Source organism: Streptomyces reniochalinae (assembly GCF_003323735.1).
Taxonomy (GTDB): Bacteria; Actinomycetota; Actinomycetes; order Streptomycetales; family Streptomycetaceae; genus Streptomyces; species Streptomyces reniochalinae.
Window position 1 is genome coordinate 170,640 of record NZ_QOIM01000042.1, and the last position, 18,341, is coordinate 188,980.

At 75.4% G+C, this 18,341-nt stretch carries 16 protein-coding genes and 1 tRNA gene; 8 read left to right on the top strand and 9 right to left on the bottom strand.

The window, feature by feature from the left end; all coding sequences use genetic code 11:
- Positions 1-103: 103 nt before the first annotated feature.
- From DQ392_RS26150 to DQ392_RS26180, 7 genes are all read right to left on the bottom strand, one after another.
- On the bottom strand, positions 104-1,366 hold the full coding sequence (locus DQ392_RS26150) for a glycosyltransferase (protein WP_114018177.1): 1,263 nt from the start codon (positions 1,364-1,366) through the stop codon (positions 104-106).
- Positions 1,366-2,331 (bottom strand): glycosyltransferase, encoded by a 966-nt coding sequence (locus tag DQ392_RS26155; RefSeq protein WP_114018178.1) that lies wholly within the window; start codon positions 2,329-2,331, stop codon positions 1,366-1,368. The genes DQ392_RS26150 and DQ392_RS26155 overlap by 1 nt, the downstream gene beginning before the upstream one ends.
- On the bottom strand, positions 2,328-3,521 hold the full coding sequence (locus tag DQ392_RS26160; protein WP_114018179.1) for a glycosyltransferase family 9 protein: 1,194 nt from the start codon (positions 3,519-3,521) through the stop codon (positions 2,328-2,330). Before DQ392_RS26160 ends, DQ392_RS26155 begins: the two co-directional genes overlap by 4 nt.
- Positions 3,518-4,375, bottom strand: a complete 858-nt coding sequence (locus DQ392_RS26165) for a D-glycero-alpha-D-manno-heptose-1,7-bisphosphate 7-phosphatase (protein ID WP_245981997.1) — start codon at positions 4,373-4,375, stop codon at positions 3,518-3,520. The genes DQ392_RS26160 and DQ392_RS26165 overlap by 4 nt, the downstream gene beginning before the upstream one ends.
- Complete coding sequence (locus DQ392_RS26170) at positions 4,372-5,412, bottom strand: glycosyltransferase family 2 protein (RefSeq protein ID WP_114018180.1); 1,041 nt, start codon at positions 5,410-5,412, stop codon at positions 4,372-4,374. Before DQ392_RS26170 ends, DQ392_RS26165 begins: the two co-directional genes overlap by 4 nt.
- Positions 5,409-7,166 carry a carbamoyltransferase family protein gene (locus DQ392_RS26175; protein WP_114018181.1) on the bottom strand — a complete coding sequence of 586 codons (1,758 nt, stop codon included), beginning with the start codon at positions 7,164-7,166 and terminating at the stop codon, positions 5,409-5,411. Before DQ392_RS26175 ends, DQ392_RS26170 begins: the two co-directional genes overlap by 4 nt.
- Positions 7,167-7,231: 65 nt before the next feature.
- Positions 7,232-8,230 carry an NAD-dependent epimerase/dehydratase family protein gene (locus tag DQ392_RS26180; RefSeq protein ID WP_114018182.1) on the bottom strand — a complete coding sequence of 333 codons (999 nt, stop codon included), beginning with the start codon at positions 8,228-8,230 and terminating at the stop codon, positions 7,232-7,234.
- A gap of 685 nt (positions 8,231-8,915) precedes the next feature.
- Here DQ392_RS26180 and DQ392_RS26185 point away from each other — a divergent pair.
- The 4 genes from DQ392_RS26185 to DQ392_RS26200 all read left to right on the top strand — a co-directional run bounded on the left by DQ392_RS26185 (position 8,916) and on the right by DQ392_RS26200 (position 12,827).
- On the top strand, positions 8,916-10,211 hold the full coding sequence (locus tag DQ392_RS26185) for an MFS transporter (RefSeq protein ID WP_114018183.1): 1,296 nt from the start codon (positions 8,916-8,918) through the stop codon (positions 10,209-10,211).
- A gap of 301 nt (positions 10,212-10,512) precedes the next feature.
- Positions 10,513-10,704: a DUF2795 domain-containing protein gene (locus DQ392_RS26190; RefSeq protein ID WP_114018184.1), complete on the top strand. Its 192-nt coding sequence runs from the start codon at positions 10,513-10,515 to the stop codon at positions 10,702-10,704.
- A 9-nt stretch (positions 10,705-10,713) separates the two neighbouring features.
- Entirely contained in the window at positions 10,714-11,739 is a 1,026-nt protein-coding gene (locus tag DQ392_RS26195; RefSeq protein WP_114018185.1) for a glycosyltransferase family 2 protein, read from the top strand.
- Positions 11,740-11,945: 206 nt separating this feature from the next.
- Positions 11,946-12,827, top strand: coding sequence for a glycosyltransferase family 2 protein (locus DQ392_RS26200; RefSeq protein WP_114018186.1), 882 nt, complete (start codon positions 11,946-11,948; stop codon positions 12,825-12,827).
- A 99-nt stretch (positions 12,828-12,926) separates the two neighbouring features.
- Here the strand turns inward: DQ392_RS26200 and DQ392_RS26205 are convergent, their stop codons facing one another.
- Complete coding sequence (locus DQ392_RS26205; RefSeq protein ID WP_114018187.1) at positions 12,927-13,583, bottom strand: type III effector protein; 657 nt, start codon at positions 13,581-13,583, stop codon at positions 12,927-12,929.
- Between the two features lie 134 nt (positions 13,584-13,717).
- Here DQ392_RS26205 and DQ392_RS26210 point away from each other — a divergent pair, with 134 nt between their 5' ends.
- From DQ392_RS26210 to DQ392_RS26220, 3 genes are all read left to right on the top strand, one after another.
- Complete coding sequence (locus DQ392_RS26210) at positions 13,718-14,158, top strand: Hsp20/alpha crystallin family protein (protein ID WP_114018188.1); 441 nt, start codon at positions 13,718-13,720, stop codon at positions 14,156-14,158.
- 120 nt (positions 14,159-14,278) lie between these two features.
- Positions 14,279-14,698: a DUF2267 domain-containing protein gene (locus DQ392_RS26215; RefSeq protein WP_114018630.1), complete on the top strand. Its 420-nt coding sequence runs from the start codon at positions 14,279-14,281 to the stop codon at positions 14,696-14,698.
- 86 nt (positions 14,699-14,784) lie between these two features.
- On the top strand, positions 14,785-15,222 hold the full coding sequence (locus tag DQ392_RS26220; protein WP_114018189.1) for a DUF2267 domain-containing protein: 438 nt from the start codon (positions 14,785-14,787) through the stop codon (positions 15,220-15,222).
- Positions 15,223-15,603: 381 nt separating this feature from the next.
- Here DQ392_RS26220 and DQ392_RS26225 read toward each other — a convergent pair.
- A tRNA-Arg gene (locus tag DQ392_RS26225) sits at positions 15,604-15,676 on the bottom strand.
- Between the two features lie 343 nt (positions 15,677-16,019).
- Here DQ392_RS26225 and DQ392_RS26230 point away from each other — a divergent pair.
- The gene (locus DQ392_RS26230) at positions 16,020-18,341 is read left to right on the top strand and encodes a GTPase domain-containing protein (RefSeq protein WP_245981999.1); all 2,322 of its coding nucleotides are present in this window, start codon (positions 16,020-16,022) and stop codon (positions 18,339-18,341) included.

Here is an 18,341-nt window from a genome sequence, read left to right on the forward strand (position 1 = left end):
CTCCTTCGCGTGACGAGTAACGACAGGTGACCGGCGCGGGAAGCGGACCGGCGGGGCCGGGGTCGTGGGGGCGGGACGCTGTGTCAGGGGACCGCCGGGGCCGTCAGGGGGCCGCCGTCACCGTGGCCGGTTCGGCGGCGGGCGCGGAGCGGGCCGCGAGCACGTCCCGGTAGACCTCCTCGGTCTGGCTCACCACCTGCTCCCAGCTGTAGCGGGACAGCACCCGCCGCCGCCCCGAGGCTCCGTAGGCCCGGCCCCGGGCGGGCATCGCCAGCAGTGTCCGTACGGCGGTCGCCAGCGCGGCGGGGTCGCGCGGCGGCACCAGAAGCCCCGTGCCGCGGTGCGCGACCGTGTCGCGCTGGCCGCCGACCTCGGTGGCCACCACGGGCGTGCCGCAGCTCATGGCCTCCAGCGGGACGATGCCGAACGGCTCGTAGTCCGCCGGGCACAGCACCGCGTCCGCGGCCCGCATCAGCCGCGGTACCTCCTCGCGGCCCAGCCCGCCCGTCAGGTGCACCCGGTCGGCGACGCCCAGTTCCCGCGCCAGCTCGCGCAGCCGCCGCGCCTCCGGGTCCCGGTCCAGCGCGGCGCCGCCGGGGCCGCCCGCGACGAGGAGTTCGGCGCCGGGGACGCGGGCGAGCGCGGCGATCGAGACGGCCGCGCCCTTGCGCGGCACCAGCCGCCCCACCTGGACCAGCAGCGGACGCCGCGCCGGGCGCGGCCACAGCGGCCCCGTGGGCGTGAACACGTCCGGGTCGACGCCGCAGGGCACCACCGAGACCCGGTCGGTGCCCACGCCCATCGCGGCCAGTTCCTCGACCTCGTCGCGGCAGGTCGCGATGATCCGGTCGCAGGCGGTGCCGACCGCCGTCTCGCAGGGGATGCGCTCCCCCGGGCTGGTGTCGGCCTCCCCCTGGTGCCGCCTCTTGACGGTGCCCAGCGCGTGGTAGGTGTGCGCGAACGGCAGCGCCCGCTCCTGCGCCGCCTGGAGAGTGGCCAGCCCCGACATCCAAAAGTGCGAGTGGACGAGGTGGGGCCGCTCTGCGGCCCACTGGGCGGACAAGAAGGCGCCGAACATGCCCATGTAGGGCAGCAGTTCGTCCTTCGGTACGGGTTCGGGCGGCCCCGCGGGCACGTGGTGGACGTCGACACCGTGGCGCAGCGGCAGCCGCTCGGGCAGGTCGGGGCAGTCCCGCCGGGTGTAGACGGTCACCCGGTGCCCGCGGGCGGCCAGCGTCTCGGCCAGCCGCGCCACGTGGACGTTCTGACCGCCCGCGTCGGCCCCGCCCAGGGCGGCCAGCGGACTGGCGTGCTCGGAGACCAGCGCGATCCGCAGCGGCGCCTGCTCCTTCTTTCCGCCCGTCATCAGCGGGTCACCTCCTCGAGAAGCCGCTCCCAGCTGTGCAGGAACGGTTTGAGCCCGTAGCGGCCCAGCGCGGCGCGCCGGGCACGGGCGCCGTCCTCGGCGGCCGCCTGGGGCTCGTGCAGGTAGCGGCGGGCCGCGTCGGCCAGCACCTCGGGCCGCGTGGAGAGCACCCCGGCGCCCTCGGGCACCGCCTCGAGGGCTTCGGTGGTGGCCAGCGCGACCACCGGCATGCCCAGGTGCATGGCCTCCAGCAGGGACAGACCCAGCGACGTCCAGCGCACCGGGTGCAGATAGCAGCGCCGCCGTGCCAGTTCGGTGTGCAGCCGCTCCTGCGGCAGGTCCTCGGCGCGGCACCGCTCGGGATCCACGCCCAGGTGCGCGGCGAGACCTTCGGTGCGCATGCCGAACACGTCCAGCGGCGCGGCCTCGCTGAGCGCGGGCAGCAGGTCGGTGCCCACGTGCCGGCCGCGCCGTACGGGGTCGTTGACGACGACGGCGGCCCGCTCCAGCTCGCCGGTCCACTGGTGTCCCGGGTCGACGATGCCGTGTTCGATGACGGTGGTGGGGCTCGAGCCGTTGTCCCAGAAGAGCCGGTTGAAGTGGGTGACGTGCACCAGCGTCAGCCCGGGCCTGTCGGCGTACGGGTGGCGGGTGTCGGGCACGTTCCCGTCGGGCGCGTTGTGCTCCAGGTAGACGGCGGGGATGTCGCGGCCCGGGCGGCGCCCGCCCAGCCAGCGGGTGGCCAGCTCCTCCTCGTGGGGGCGTTGCAGCACGACGGCGTCCACGTCCGCCTCGGCGAGCTCGGGCGGGGTCACCTCGCGTACGGAGTCGGGCCAGGCGAACGTCTCGGCGCGGCCCAGCCCGTCGGGACCGCGGTCGGGCAGCACCGGCACCAGGTAGGTGTGCGGTCCCTGCACGAACGCCGTCGTCCAGGAGCCGTGCACGTGCCAGATCAGGATGTTCATGCCCCGGCCTTTCGGTTCGTCGTCACAGTCGCGCGGGTCGCGCGGGCCGCACCGGCGGTGCTGTCCGCACGGCTGGTGCGTGGCGTACGGGCGGAGCGGGCACGGGCTGCGGGCGGCAGCCGGTCGAGGGCGGCCAGCACCTCGGCGTCCTCGATCCCGTCCAGGCAGGGGTGGCCCGGCACGGGGCAGCCCACGGCGCGGGTGCCGGCGCACGGCGCGTCCCGGTCGCCCAGCAGCACGTGCGGCACCCCGAAGGGCGCCCAGCGTCCGGCCGGGACGACGGGCGCGAACAGGCACACGACCGGGGTGCCCACCGCCGCCGCCAGGTGGGAGGGCCCGGTGTTTCCGACGATCACCGCGCGGGCGCCGGCCAGCACGCCCGCCAGCTCGTGCAACCCGGTGCGGCCGCCCAGGTCGAGGGCGTGCTCCCCGGCGACGGCGGCCGTCAGTTCCTTCTCCGAAGCGCCGCCCGTGACCACCACCCGGTGCCCGGCCCCGGCCAGCGCCGAAACGGCTCGCGCCGCCCGCCGCTCGCTCCAGGCGCGGGCGGGCGCGGTGGCGCCCGGGTGGACGACGACGTAGGGGTCGGTGCCGGTCAGCGGGCCCGTGTCGGGCGGGGGCTGGATGTCCAGTCCGCCGTGGTCGCCGGGCGGGAGGGCGAATCCGGCGGCGGCCGCCAGGTCCATCGCGGCCCGCGCCTCGTGCCGCCCGCGCCCCCTGCGGTGCCGCAGCTGGAGCAGCGAGCCCGGATAGTCCTCGCTGTCGGCGGCCACCCACTCCACCCCTGCCAGCTTCAGCAGCAGCGCGGCCGGCAGCGGGCTCTGGTGGTAGGAGGTGAGGATCAGCGCGCGGTCGACACGCCGGGTGGCCAGGGCGTCGACGAGTGCGCCCGCGGCTCGTCCGTCCACCGCCGCCGGGTCGCGCCCCACCCACGGGGCGTCGAAGGTGACGACCTCGTCGACCCCGGGCAGCAGCCGTGCCGCCGCCTGCCCCAGCGGCCCCGCCAGCATGGTGACGCGTCGCGACCCGGCGGCCGCCATCCGCACGGCGGGCCCCGCCAGCAGGACGTCACCGACGCTGTCGAGCCGCACCACGAGCGTGTGGGGGCGCTCGGCGCCGCGGGTCGCCGGGTCGCCGGTCGCCGGGTCGCCGGGTGCGGGGCGGCGGGGTGTGGGTTCCGGGTGCGTCATCCGCGGCCTCCGGGACGGGAGCGGGCGTGGGCGCGTGCGCCGCCCGGGCCGGCGCCGACGCCGCGCTCGGGGCGGCCTTCGGGGCGGCGGCCGGGCGCGTCGGCCGCGGGCCCGTAGGGTCTCCCGGGCGCGGGGCCGAGCAGGGTGCGGACCGCCGAGGCCAGGTGGCCCGCGGCGCGCGGCGCCGCGTCGGTCTCCTCGGGACGGGTGGCCTCGTTGGGGACGAGCAGGCTGGGCGCGCCCGCGTTGTGGGCCGCCAGCAGGTCGGTGCCGACGTCGCCGACGACGACCGTACGGGCCGGGGGCAGGCCCAGTACCCGGCAGACCGCGTGCACCAGCCCCGGAGCCGGCTTGCGGCAGCCGCATCCCGCGCCGGGGACGTGCGGGCACACGGCCGTGACCTCGATGGGCCCCAGCAGCTGAGCCATGCGCGCGTGCAGCGCTTCGAGCTGGGCCAGGGTGAGCAGGCCGCGGCCGACGTCGGGCTGGTTGGTCACCACGGCGGCGCGTGTCCCCGCGGCCTCCAGCAGCCGCATGGCCTCCGCCGCGTGCGGCCGCGCCCGTACCCGCGCGGGGTCGGTGTTGTGCGGCACGTCCTCGATGAGGGTGCCGTCCCGGTCGAACAGCACGGCCCCGGGCGCGCCGTGGACCAGGGCGTCGGCCTCGGACGGGGCGTCGGCCGCGAGCGTGGCGGCGGCCTCGGCCGGGGCGGCGGCCGTGAGCGTGCTGCCGGTGGGGATCCGCAGCAGCGGCGCGTCCGGCCCGTCCTGGTACCAGGTGGCGGCCGCGGTACGGAGCACCACGCCGGTGCGCGCCGGGCCGTGCGGCGGCTGGGCCTCGGTGCGGGTGCTCACGGCCACACCCCCGTGCCGTCGCACCACCGGGCGGGCCGGGCCCGGAGCTGGGCGCGGGCCCAGTGGAAGGTGGCCACCGGCGGGATCAGCAGGCTGCTGAGGGCCATGGTGACGCCCTCGTCGCGGGTGCGGGGACCGGGGCGCAGCCGGGCGGTCAGGAACTCCGCGGTGCCCAGCAGCCACAGCCCCCCCAGCGCGGCCGAGAGGCGGGGCCTTCCGGCGGCCAGCCCGCCGAGGGCCGCCCCGGCCGCCGCCGTGGTGACCAGGTGCCGGGGCAGCCGGCCGCGCGCCGCGCCGGCCCGCCGCCACCATCCGGGACCGTGCAGCCGGTTCATCAGCACGTCGTCCGCGTTGCCGCGCTGCGCCCGCACCGACACCCAGCGGTCGGCGGCGCGTACCGGGTGGACGGTGTGCCGTTCCCCCTCCGCCAGCGACCACCCCGCCGCGTCCAGCCGCAGTGCGAGGTCGGCGTCTTCGCGAAACGCGCGGCGGAAGCGTTCGTCGAAGCCGCCGACCGCCTCCAGCGCCTCGCGCCGGTAGGCCATGTCGGCGGTGATCCACTGCGCGGTGGCCAGCCCCGCGGTGGTGCGTTCCCAGTCCGTGGCCGGCCGGTCCTCGGGCAGCGGGACGGTGATGCGCCCCTGGGTGCCCGCCGTCGCGAGGGGGGAGGAGTCCGCCGCGGCCAGGTCGGCGGCCAGCCGTGCCGTCCAGCGTTCGCCGGGGACGACGTCGTCGTCGAGGAAGGCGATCCACTCCTCCTCGGCGGCGCGCCAGCCCACGTTCCGCGCGGCGGCGGGCCCGGCGGCGGCGCCGGACACCACCGTGACCAGTCCGGCCAGTTCCGCGGGCACCTCGACGGGCAGCGGGTCGCACTGCTGGGCCGGGCGGTCGTCGACGAGCACGATCCGGCGGGGCAGCGGCGGCCCGGCCTCGGCCAGCGCCTGAAGCGTACGGTTCAGCGACGGCCTGCCCAGGGTCGGGATGACGACCGCGAACACGGGCCCGGGCGCCTGGCGTCCGCCGCCCGCGCGGCTCACGCCGCCTCCCCGTGGACGGCGCCGGACTCCGGGGGCTGCGCCTCAGCCTCCCGGCGCGTCGAGCCGGCCGCGCGGGACGGCGAGTCGGCCGCGCGGGACGGCGAGTCGGCCGCGCGGTGGAAGAAGTCGGCTCTGCGCACCACGTACGGGCCGATGGCGAGGAGGTCGACGGGGGAGGAGCCGAAGCACTCCAGCGCGTCGCGCGGGTCGTCCACCATGGGCCGCCCTGCCGTGTTGAGGCTGGTGTTGACGACGACGGGCAGCCCCGTCAGCCGCTCGAACGCGGTCAGCATCCGCGCCACCAGCGGCTCCCTCTCGCTGCTGACGGTCTGGATACGGGCCGTGCCGTCGGTGTGCACGACCGCCGGGATACGGTCCAGCCAGGCGGGACGCACCTCGTGCACGAACAGCATGTACGGGCTGGGCAGCACCCCGTCGAAGATCTCCGGCGCCCGCTCCCGCAGCACCATGGGGGCCACCGGGCGGAACTGTTCGCGGCCCTTGACGTCGTTGAGCCGCTCCAAGTTCGCGGCCCTGCCCGGGTGCGCCAGCAGCGAGCGGTGCCCCAGGGCGCGCGGCCCGTACTCGCTGCGGCCCTGGAACCAGGCGACGATCCCGTCGTCGGCCAGCGCCCTGGCCACCGTCTCGGCCACGTCGTCGGGCTCCTCGAACGGCACCCCGGCCACCGTCAGCCACTCCCGCAGCGCGCTGTCCTCCCAGCGCCGCCCCAGGTCGGCGCCGGCCATCGGTACGGTGGCGTCACCGCCCCGGGAGGCCAGGGCCAGCGCCCCGCCGAGCGCGGTCCCCGCGTCCCCCGCCGCCGGCTGCACCCACACCTGCGAGAACGGGCCCTCGGCGGCGATCCGCGAGTTGGCCACGCAGTTGAGCGCGACGCCGCCCGCCATGGTGAGCAGCTCGTCGTGGGTCCGGCCGTGCAGCCAGCGCACCATGTCCAGCAGCGTGTCCTCCAGACAGCGCTGGGCACTGGCCGCGAGATCGGCGTGCTCCTGGGTGAAGTCCTGCCCCGGTCCGGCCGGCGGGGCGAAACTCTCCCAGGGCACCTGTTCGGCCACGAACCCGCCGTCCCCCGTGGAGTGCACGTAGCGGCTCAGCTCGGCGGCCATGCGCGGCTTCCCGTAGGAGGCCAGGGCCATCACCTTGTACTCGTCCGAGGAGCGCAGGAACCCCAGGTGCGCGGTCAGCTCCTCGTAGACCAGACCGAGCGAGTGCGGCAGCTGCTGCCCTCGCAGCGGCTCGACGACGGCGCCCCGGCGGCGCGCCGCCAGATGGGACGTCGACTCGCCCCGCCCGTCCACCACCAGTACGGAGGAGCGGTCCGCGTCCGGCGCGGCGAACGCCGAGGAGGCCGCGTGCGCCAGGTGGTGCGCCACGAAGTGCACCTTCTCCGGCTCCAGACCCGGCAGCGCCTCGCACAGGAAGGAGGGGGCCTCGCGCGCGTAGGTGAGGCGCAGCGGGTCCCACGGGTCGTCAAGGCCCATGTCCGCGGCGGGCTTGGCCAGGTCCGGGTCGAAGGAGTAGGCCACCGCGTCGAGGTCCTGCGGGCGCAGCCCCGCCTCGGCCAGACACCAGGCGGCCGCCTGCTGCGGGAGCTCCCAGGCGGCGAACGGCACCGGGCGTTTGCCGTGCTTGCGGCGGGAGAACCGCTCCTCCTCCGCCGCGGCCACGGTGTGTCCGTCGATGACGAGCGCCGCCGCCGGGTCGTGGAAGAGAGCGTTGATTCCGAGAACGCGCATGGTCTGGTCCGCCTTTCGCCGGACGGGCGCCGACTGGAGAAGGGGAGAGGGTGAGGTGGGCGGCGTCATCCGGCGGCGTGCTGCCGGAACCAGTCGATGGTGCGCCGCAGGCCGTCCCTGGCCGTCACCGTCGGCTCCCACTGGAGCTTGCCGCGGGCCAGGGTGATGTCGGGACAGCGCACCGCCGGGTCGTCGCTGGGCCGCTCGATGAAGCGCAGCCCCGAGGCGGAGCCGGCCAGATCGATGACGAGACGGGCCAGTTCCTGCATGGTGATCTCGTCGGGGTTGCCGATGTTGACGGGTCCCGGCAGCTCGGAGTCCGCCATCGCCAGGACGCCGCGCACGGTGTCGTCGATGTAGGCGAGCGACCGCGTCTGGCGCCCGTCCCCGGTCACCGTCAGCTCCTCGCCCGCCAGCGCCTGCCGCACGAAGGTGGGGACGGCGCGGCCGTCGTAGCCGCGCATCCGGGGCCCGTAGGTGTTGAAGAGGCGGACGATGCCCACGTCAGCGCCGCGGGCACGGGCCTCTGCCGCCGTCAGGGCCTCCCCGAACCGCTTGGCCTCGTCGTACACGCTGCGCGGCCCCACCGGATTGACATGGCCCCAGTAGCGTTCGCTTTGCGGATGCTCCTGCGGGTCGCCGTAGGCCTCCGAGGTGGAGGCGTGCAGGAAACGCGCACCGTGGCGCCGGGCCAGCGCCAGCGCGTTGCGGGTGCCGGAGCTGCCCGTCTCCAGCGTGTGCAGGGGCATGCGCAGATAGTCGGCGGGGGAGGCGGGCGAGGCGAAGTTCAGCACCAGGTCGGGCGCGCGGTCCGCGCCTGCGCCCGCCACCTCGGCGTCGAACGGGTGGCAGATGTCGGCCTCGACGAGACGGAATCCCGGGCGGCCCGCCAAATGCGCCACATTCTCCCGCCTGCCGGTGCAGAAATCGTCGACACATGTGACCTCGCACCCGCCGTCGAGCAGCGCGGTGCACAAATGCGAGCCGACGAATCCGGCGCCGCCCGTGACGACGGCGTGCCGGAATCCCCGGAAACCGGGTATGGAGTCGGTGGGCTTGTCCATGAGCACTCCTGAGGCTTTCGCTCAGTTGTCCCGAAGGGCGTGCGCGAGACCGTCGACACCGCGCGGGAAACCGCCGTGCCGAGCACCGGTGTGCTCGCTCTCACAAGCCTGCGGTGCCCCGCACCGCGTCGCAACCGAGAGGCTGACGAGCGCTGCTCACCGTGGCGCTGCGCTGCGTGAACGAACGCTGTGCAGCGGGGTCGGGTGCGAACGGGGAGTAGGCGGGTACTTCCCGCTCCCCGGCCTGTGAGCAAGGCAACCCGGCCCCTTTTCCCGCTGGTCATCCCGGGCGCGGGAAGGAAGGCGGCGCGCCGGTCGCAGGAACGGCGACCGAGTCGGCGCGAGCCGTCTGTGAATATGGCTGAGGGCCAGGGCGAGAGCACCGAGAAAGCCCCCTTTTCCGCCCCGCTCCCCGCCCGTTCCCGCGCCCCCTTTCCTCCTGTCCCCTGCCTTCCTGCGTGCATTCCTCATGCCTTTTCACTCGACTGCCGACAGCCTTGCCGAGAGTCCTGCCGACAGCCCTGCCCAGAGCCCCGCGGCGAGTCCGCCCCCCGAGGGCCGGCGCAGCCTGGGCGCACGGTTTTGTGACCGCCTGCCCACGCGGGCCGGGCTCCGCGAGAAGCGGGACGCCGGCGGCTCCGACCGCTCCGAACGCAACCCCTGGCGCTCGCTGCGGTACCCCAGCATGCGCTGGTGGTCCGCGGCCAACCTCGTCTCCAACGTCGGCACCTGGATGCAGTTGACGGTGCAGAACCTGCTCGTCCTCCAGCTCACCGGGTCCGCCGCCACCACCGGGCTGTCGCTGGCCGTGCAGGCCGCGCCCGGACTGCTGCTCAGCCTGGTCGGCGGCAGCCTCGTCGACTCCTGGCCGCGCAAGCTGACCGCCTCGGTCAGCCAGGCCCTGCTGGGCCTCGTCGGCTTCGCCACCGCGGCGTTCGTCGCCACCGGCATGCTCACCGTGCCGCTGCTGATGGTGCTCGCCGCCGTCACCGGATCCATCGCCACGGTCGACAACCCCGCCTGCTCCCTGCTGGGCAACGACCTGGTCAAGCGCAAGGACGTGCCCTCGGCCATCGCGCTCGGCTCCGTGGTGCACAGCGCGGGCCGGCTGATCGGTACGGCCGCGGCCGGTGCCGCCGTCGCCTGGTTCGGCATGGCGTCGGCCTACCTGGTCAACGGCGTCTCGTTCCTTGCGGTGGCCGCCGTCATCCCGTTCCTGAAGCTGGTGCCCAAGGAGGAGCGCGAACCCCAGACCGCGCACGAGCGGCCCGCGCAGGCCACGGCGAAGCCCGCCCGGCGGCGCGCCGGGCTCGGCGGCGACACCCGCGAGGGCCTGGTCTACTTCGCGCGCAACCCCAGGCTGGTCGCCCTGGCCGCCATCACCGGCATCTCCGCCATCTTCGGCCGCAACTACCAGCTGACGCTGGCCGTCCTGGTGACCGGGCCGCTGGCCGCCGGTGCCGGCGCCTTCAGCACCGTCTCGACCGTGCTGGCCGTCGGCGGCATGGCGGGCGCCGTGCTCGCGGGCTGCCTGCGCAAGCCCGCCGTGCGCCACGTGGCCACCCTCGCGGCGGCCGGGGCGCTGCTTCAGGTGGTGGCGGGCTTCTCCCCGTCGCTGGCCTTCCTGATCCTGCTGGTGGCCCCCATGGCCGTGGTCGAGTCCGTCTCGGACACCGCGGGGACGACCGTGCTGCAGACCGAGCCGCCCGCCCACATGCGCGGCCGCGTGCTCGGCGTGTGGCGCAGCGCCTCCACCGGCTGGGGCCTGGTCGGTCCCCCGCTGCTGGGCGCCCTGATGGAGTTCGCGGGCGCACGCGGCGGACTGATCGCGGGCGGGCTGGCCATCGTCGCCGTCACCGGCGCCGCGCAGCTGCTCCAGCAGCGGCCCGTGCGGCTGCCGCGCCCGCGGCGGCGTGCCTCCTCCGGTACCGCCCCGGCGCCGGCCGCCACGGTGGCCGAGGCGGAGCCCGCCACGGTTTGAGGCGGCCCCGCCGCCGGCACAGGCCGCTCCGCCGCAGGCACACCGCTGAGCCGTGGCCGTGGGCCGAGAGCCCGGCCACCGCCCGAGAACCGGGAGCCAGGGGACGCTCCCAGGGGCCCGCGCCCTGCCCCCACCGGCAGGGCGCGGGCCCCGCGCTCTCGCGCCGCGTCCCCACGCGTTTCCTGTGTTGCGGGCCACACGGGTGGCTCCCACCATGGAGTGAGCAGGAAAGGGCATAAGGGACATCCGATATCCCCCGTGCGGCGCACACGTGCCCGTACGGCGCACCCGTGGAGGAACGATGAGCGACGTGAACCCCATCGAGGTTCAGCGGGCCCTCAAGGGCGCCTCCTACCCGACCGACCGGCAGACCCTCACGGACCTCGCCAAGAAGAACAAGGCGAGCGACAAGGTCGTCGACAAGATCTCCCACATGAGGACCGACCGCATCGAGGGGCCTGACCAGGTCGAGAAGGAGATGTTCCGCGGCTGACGCGGCACCATGGCAGCCACCCCCCGCAGCACGCCCGGCCCACTGGACGGCCCACGCCGCCCGGATGGGCCCGGCGGCGTCGACCGGGACAGGCCGGCCGAGAGCTGTCCGCGTGACCTGCGCGGACAGCTCGGTGTCGTCATCGCGACCAGGGACAGGCGCGAGACCCTCGCCCGGACCCTGGAGCGGCTTCGTGCCCTCCCCGAGACCCCCCGCGTCCTGGTGGTGGACAACGCCTCGGCGGACGGGACGGCCGACATGGTCACACGGTCCTTCCCCGGCGTCGAGGTGCTGCGGCTGACCGTCAACCGGGGCGCGCTGGCCCGCAACGAGGGCGTCCGCGCCCTGCACACCCCCTACGTGGCCTTCAGCGACGACGACTCGTGGTGGGAGCCCGGCGCGCTGACCACGGCGGTCGACCTGCTCGCCGCGCGCCCCGCCACGGGTCTGCTGGCGGCCGGCATCACCGTAGGACCCGAGGGCGCCCCCGACCCGCTCAACACCGTGCTGGCCGCGTCCCCGCTGGGGGAGGGGCCGGTCCCGCGCAGCCGCAGAGTGCTCGGCTTCCTCGGCTGCGCCGCCGTCGTGCGCAGACGGGCCTACCTCGACGTGGGCGGCTACCACCCGCTGCTGTTCTTCGGCGCGGAGGAGACGCTGCTCGCCTACGACCTGGCCGCCGCCGGCTGGGAGGTCCTGCACTGCCCCGACGTGGTCGCCCGGCACTCTCCCGCCGACGCGCCCCGACCCGGCCGCCAGGCCCTGGTCCGCCGCAACGAACTCCTGATCACCTGGCTGCGCCGGCCGCTGCCCGTGGCGGTCCGCCGTACGGCCGCGCTGTGCGGTGAGGCCGTGCACGACGCCCAGGCGCGCCGCGTCGCCCGCGCCCTGCTGCCCCGCCTCCCGGCCGCACTGAGGCTGCGCCGCCCCCTTCCCCGGGCCGTGGAGGAGGCCGCACGCCGCGTCGAGGCGGCGCGCCCCGCGGAGGAGGCCGGCGCGTGGGGCGCCGCACCGTCCCCGGAGGGGGCGGGAGCATGACACCGGCCGACGGCGCGTCGCGAAGCCCGGACGGCCCCGGCGGGCCGCACGGGCGGGACCAGGCGCCGCGCGACCCGGCTGCGCGGGCGCTGGATCGACGAGGGCCGGAGTGGCGAGGGCCGGAACGGCGAGGGCCGGCTCGGCAGGGGCCGGATCCGGGGGCGCCGGCTCGGCGGGGGCCGGACGGGACGGGGCCGGACCGGCGGGTGACGGTCGTCGTCATCACCCGGGACCGCCGCGGCGAGCTCCTCCGCACGCTGGGCCTGCTGGCCGACCTCCCCGAGCGGCCCGAGGTCGTCGTCGTGGACAACGCCTCGCGCGACGGCACCGCCGACGCCGTGCGGGCCGCACACCCGCGGGTGAGACTGTTGCGGCCGGGCCGGAACACCGGAGCCGTGGGCCGCAACCTGGCCGTACGCCACGTGACGACCCCCTACGTCGCCTTCTGCGACGACGACTCGTGGTGGGCGCCCGGAGCGCTGCCCGCCGCCGCCGACCACCTGGACGCCCACCCCGCTCTCGCGGGCGTCGTGGCGCGCATCGTCGTCGAACCCGAAGGCACCGAGGACCCTGTCGTGGAGGAACTGCGCACCTCACCGGTACGCGGCCCCGGCTGGCTGCCGGGCCCCGCGCTGGGCTCCTTCCTCGCGGCCGCGACCTGCCTGCGGGTCACCGCGTTCCGCGAGGCGGGCGGCTTCGACCCACGGCTGTGGCTGGGCGGCGAGGAGGAACTGCTGGCCACCGACCTGGCGGTCCGTGGCTGGTGGCTGGCGTTCGCCGAGGAACTGACCATCCACCACGCCCCCTCCAGGGCCCGCGACGCCACGGGCCGGCGCGTGGACGGGCTGCGCAACACCCTCTGGTACACCTGGCTGCGCCGCCCGCTTCCCGCCGCCCTGCGCCGCACCTGCTACCTGGCCCGCACGGTGCCCCGCGACGCGGCCAGCGCCCGCGCCTTCGCCCGCGCCCTGGCCGGACTCGGCTGGGTCGTCGCCGAGCGCCGCCCCGTCCCCGCCCACGTCGAAGACCGCCTGGCCACCCTGGAGCGCGCCCAACGGGCCTCGACGGCACGCCAGTACGTGGGCTGAGCCCTCACTTCGGCGGAAGCCGGCCTGAGCGCGACGTAACGCCTGGTGGGAGCCCCACCGTGCATCTCCCGGCGGGCCGGGAGATGCCGAGGTCCCGGGTCACGGGGCACTGCGGCGCTGGTCGTTGCCCGCCTGGCGGAGAGCCTCGGTGTGCTGTGCGAGGCCCTCGACGCGGGCCGCGAGGGCGGGGTGGCCGGTGGCCAGGTGGGGGCCTGTGCCGGTCAGCGGAGCGATGAGGCGGGCCGCGTCCCCCTCACCCAGGGCCTGGGTGAGGGGGACGCGCGCTGTGGCGGGCAGGTCGGTCAGAGCGGTGATCTCCCCGGCGAGCTGGCGCAGGATCGCGGCGTTGTCACGGGCCCAGGCGGTGACGCTGCGCTCGGCGGCGCGGCGGTCGCGGGTGGCCTGGATGCGCTGTTCGCCGGTGGTGTCCGGGGCTCCGGGGCGTAGCCGCAGGTAGCGGCGTTCGGCGGACTGCCGGTTGGCGACCCCGAGGGGGTGGGCGAGGTCGGCCCAGCTGGCTCCGGCCTCCCGTGCGGTTTCGATCAGCCCGGTTTCCCAGCCGCCGAGCCGGTCCCGCAGCCGGCGCAGCAGCAACAGAGCCGCCAGCGCCTGCTCGGCGCTGGTCCCGGTGTCGGTATGCCGGTCCGGCTGCGGCGCCTGGGCGGTGCGGACGGCTTCCTCGATCGTCTCCAGCGCTGCTTTGGCGGCGGGGAAAGACGCGGGCGGGGAAGCCGGGTCCCCCTCCTTTGCAGGCATGAGTCACCTCCACTCGGAGTGTCATCGTATGGGCGACGCCCTCGCTTGTCATCGTCTGGATGACATGCTACAAGAGAGGCAGGTAGCAGCGCATGGGCATGAACAGCCCGACCCGACAATGGAGGTGACTTCCGATGCTGATGCGCACCGACCCCTTCCGCGAGCTGGACCGACTCACCCAGCAGTTCCTCGGCAACGGCGCGTCCGGCACATGGTCGCGCCCCTCGGCGATGCCGATGGACGCCTACCGCGAAGGCGACGAGTACGTGCTCGCCCTCGACCTGCCCGGCGTCGACCCCGAGGCGATCGACATCGACGTCGAGCGGAACATGCTCACCGTCAAGGCCGAGCGACGCCCGCTCGCCAAGAAGGACGGGACGCAGGTGGAACTGTCCGAGCGCCCGCTGGGCGTCTTCTCGCGCCAGGTCATGCTGGCCGACACCCTGGACACCGAGCACATCGACGCCGACTACGACGCGGGTGTGCTGACCGTGCGCATTCCGATCGCCGAGCGCGCCAAGCCCCGCAAGATCTCCGTCGGTGCCGGGTCCGGCCGCAAGGAGATCCGCGGCTGAGGCAGGCGACTCACGCCGCAGCGGAGGACGGGACCCCGCTTCTCTCCCCCCTACGCGCCCCGTCCTCCGCTCACCCGCGAATCCACGGTCACAGGCATGAGAAAGGGGGCAGTGTCGGCCATGCTGCGGGAAGCGTTTCTGGAACAGGTCCAAGAGCGCGGTGAGTACCCGACGCGTACCGAAGCGGACCGGGCGGCGCGGACCGTGCTGGCGCTGCTGGGCGCACACCTGGTCGGCGAGGTGCGGGCGGACTTGGCAGCACGGCTGCCGGAGACCTTCGCCCTGATCCTCCTCAACCCGTTGCAGGCCGCCGAGCCCCTCTCGTCCGAGCGGTTCGTGCGGGCCGCTGCGGCGTGGATCGAAGGAGCCACCGACGCCACCGCGGCCTGGGACGTCAGCGCGGTGCTCAGCGTGGCCGCCGACGCCGCCGGCGAGGAACTGACCCGGCGCGTGCTGCTCCAGCTCCCACCCGGGTACGACCTGCTCTTCGGCCGCCCCCAGGACGTCGGCACCGCCGGACCCGGCCCGCACGGCCGGTGACCGTTCTCGCTGGTCACCGGCCGCTCACCACTGGACAACCCCAATAACCGCGAACAACCCCATATCGAGAGAGGCACCCTCCACCGATGCAGCCCATGTCGGAGCCGGCGACGCTCACCGCCCCGGCCATGTCCTATACGCGCATGTTGGAACGTGTCCGCTATGACGGCGCCTACTCCACTCGGGAGCGCGCCGAAGAGGTCACCTGCGCGGTCCTGGCCGCCCTCGGCCGACGGCTCGCGGGCGAGGAGCGCGTCGAACTCGCCGCCCGCCTCCCCCGCCAGGCAGCGCAGATCTTCACCGCCCAGATGCCCGAGACCGCCCCGGTGACCGGCTGGGCCTTCGTCAAGGACCTCGCCGCCCGCACCGGCGGCACCCTGGCCACCACACGCTGGGATGTCGGCTCCGTCCTGGGCGTCGTCGCCCACCTGGCGGGCCCGGAACTCCTGGATCGCGTCCTCGCCCAACTCCCCACCGGCTACGCCCTCCTCTTCGGCCGCGCCGAACTCACCCAGGCCGCCTGACGAGAGCTGCACACCGGGAGAACGCGCGGGGGGCGCAGCCGGCGGTGACGCGGCCGGCGGCGGGGTGAGCACGAGCGCCGCCGGAAGCAGCCGCGTCCGAGGGGCGGTCCGCCGCCCCTGCGGGACCTCGGCCTGCGCGCCGCCGGTACGGAGGCTCCGGAGGTACTGCCCCAGCCCACCGCCCGCTCTCCCGGGCCACCCGAAACGGCCCACCGGGAGATCTGCGACGGTTTCCGGCGGGAGGTCCGCTGCGAGCGGCCTCTTCGGGAGACCCGCCTCCAGGTGGCCGTCTCCGCCGCCACGGCGACCGCTCTGATCCGCGTGGCCCGCGACACGCCGACCGGGGCGAACGGTGTCGCCCCTGGCCGGCCATGTTCGGTGCGCCCCCGGCAGGACTCGAACCTGCGGCCAAGCGCTTAGAAGGCGCCTGCTCTATCCACTGAGCTACGGGGGCCGGTCTCCGTTGCGGCGGGCGGGCTCGCCGTCCCCCGGAGTGACCACGGCGGGGTCAAGGATAGGGGGCCGTGCGGCTCGTCCTGTGCGCTTCACGTCCGCGACGTCTTGTGGAGGTTCCGTGAAGCGGTCCCGATAATCGCAGGCTGGTGCGATTCACGCAGCGGTTTTGGCGGCGTGCGGTGCGGGTGTTGCGCAGTCGTTATGGGTGCGGCCGGGTTGCAGGTGGTACATCGGGCTCCAATGCGGCGAAAGAGGTTATTAGACCCCTAAAGCACCTATTTTCCCCGCCTGGTGAGGCGGATACGCTTCAAAACTGCCGCAAAATTGGGCATTCTGCGCATGTGGCGATCTTGGACGTACGGCTCGAACTGCTCGACGCGCTCACCGCACTGCGCGAACGCGTCGCCGCCGCGCGCTTCCCCCTCCCGTTGCCGGGCGCCGAACGCGCCCGCCGCTCGCGGGACGAGCTGCTCGCTCAGCTCGACGACTATCTCCTCCCGCGCGTCCGCACCCCCGAGGCCCCGCTCCTCGCGGTGATCGGCGGGTCGACGGGTGCCGGCAAGTCGACACTGGTCAACTCGCTGGTCGGGCGGAAGGTCAGTGAGGCGGGGGTGCTGCGGCCCACGACACGGACTCCGGTGCTGGTCTGTCATCCGGACGACCGCGCCTGGTTCATCGGCAGGCGCGTGCTGCCGGGCCTGGAGAGGGTGTGGGTCCCCAGACAGGACGCCCCGGGCGCCCCCGACCCCGCCGTCGGCTCCGGTTCCGGAGGTGCCGGCAGCGCCGCCGGGCCGAGGACCGGCACGAGAGCCGGGGCGGGAGCGGGGGGCAGAACCGGAACCCGGCTCGGAGCGGGAGCGGGAGGCGTAGGCGGACCCGGGCCCCGCGGTGACGTGGGAAGTGGCGGCGGCGCCGGCGCCGTGAGAGGCCCCGGCGGCGCCGGCGCGGACGTCGGCTTCGTCGGCCTGCCCGCCGACGACGGCAGGAGCGGACACGGCGGCGGCTGGAGAGGCGGCCCCGGCCGGAGCCGGGACGGTGAGCGGGCCGCGCCCCCGGACACCGACTGCGACCCGGCCGCCTGGGGCCCCGACGGGAACGCGGCCGCCTGGGGCACCGACGGCGAGTCGCAGTGGCAGGCCGACGGGTCGCGGTGGCAGACCGGCGCGTCGCGGTGGCAGGCCGGGGACCCGCAGTGGCAGGGCGACGGGGTAACCGAGCGGGCGTCCGGACGCCGGCCGACGTGGGAGGCCGGCGGGGAGCACGACTGGGAACCCGGCTGGGAGTCCGGCTGGGACGGCGACGAGGCCGCCGAAGGCGAGGCGCCGCTGCCCACCCTGCGCATCGAGACCGACAGCGGCCTGCCGCCCGGACTCGCGCTCCTCGACGCGCCCGACATCGACTCCCTCGTCGCCCACAACCGCGACCTGGCCGCCGAACTGATCTGCGCCGCCGACATCTGGGTCCTGGTGACCACCGCCGCCCGCTACGGCGACGCCGTCCCCTGGCACCTGCTGCGCAGCGCCAAGGAGTACGACGTCACCCTCGCCACTGTCCTGGACCGCGTGCCGCACCAGATGGCCACCGAGGTGGCCGCGCAGTACGGGCTGCTGCTCGACCGCGAGGGCCTGGGCGAGGTGCCCCGCTTCACCATTCCCGAGCTGCCCGAATCGGCCTCGGGCTCCGGACTGCTGCCCGTCTCCGCCGTCAGTGGCCTGCGCGACTGGCTGGAGGGGCGCGCCGCCGACCCCGCCGCACGCCAGGCAGCCGCCGACCGCACCGCCGCCGGGGCGCTCGCCTCGCTGCGCCCACGGATCGCCGCCCTCGCGGGCGCCGCGGCGACCCAGTACGCCGCGGTGTACCGCCTCACCCGGCACATCGAGACCGCCTACGACCACGCCGGCACCCGGCTGCGCGCCCGGATCACCGAGGGCGAACTGCTGGCGGGTGACGCCGCCGAACACTGGCGCTGCTTCCCCGCGGACAGCGACGGCGACGAACTCCTCGACGCCCTCTGCGACGGTCTGGCGGCCCTGCTGTGCGGAGCGGTGGCCGCCGCCGACGAACGCGTGGCCGAACAGTGCCGGTCCACCCCCGCCCTCGACCACTGCGGCCCGTCGGGCCCCGAAGGGGAGCAGGAACGCGGCGAGGCGGCGGGGCGGATCGGCGTCATGGTCCGCCGCTGGCGCCGCTGCGTCGAAGAGCTCGCCGAAGAGGAGACCCGCGCCGCCGGCCGCGCCGCCGCGCCCGACGGCGACACCGAACGCGTGGCGGGCCTCCTCGTCGCCGCCCTGCTCGGCGGCCGGCGCGCCGCCGGAGCCGACGACTCCCTCGCCGCCCTGCTCGGTGAGGACAACGCCCACGAGCTGCGCGAACAGTGCGCGGAAATGCTGGACGAATGCGTCGAACGCGTCCTGAACGGCGAACGCGACCTGCGCCTCGCCCCGCTGGATGACGTCAACACAGGCCCCGAACCGCAAATGGAACTGGTCGCCGCGTTCTCCGCGGTGATCCGGCTCGACAAGGCCCCGCACCGGCTGCGCGAGCCGGCCGGAGCCCAGACGCCGACCCGTGACTTCCCGCCGACGCGTACCCCGCTCGGCCTGCACACCAGCACGCAGCGTGGCCCGCAGCGCGGTCTGCTGAGCGCGCACATGGAGAGGTGA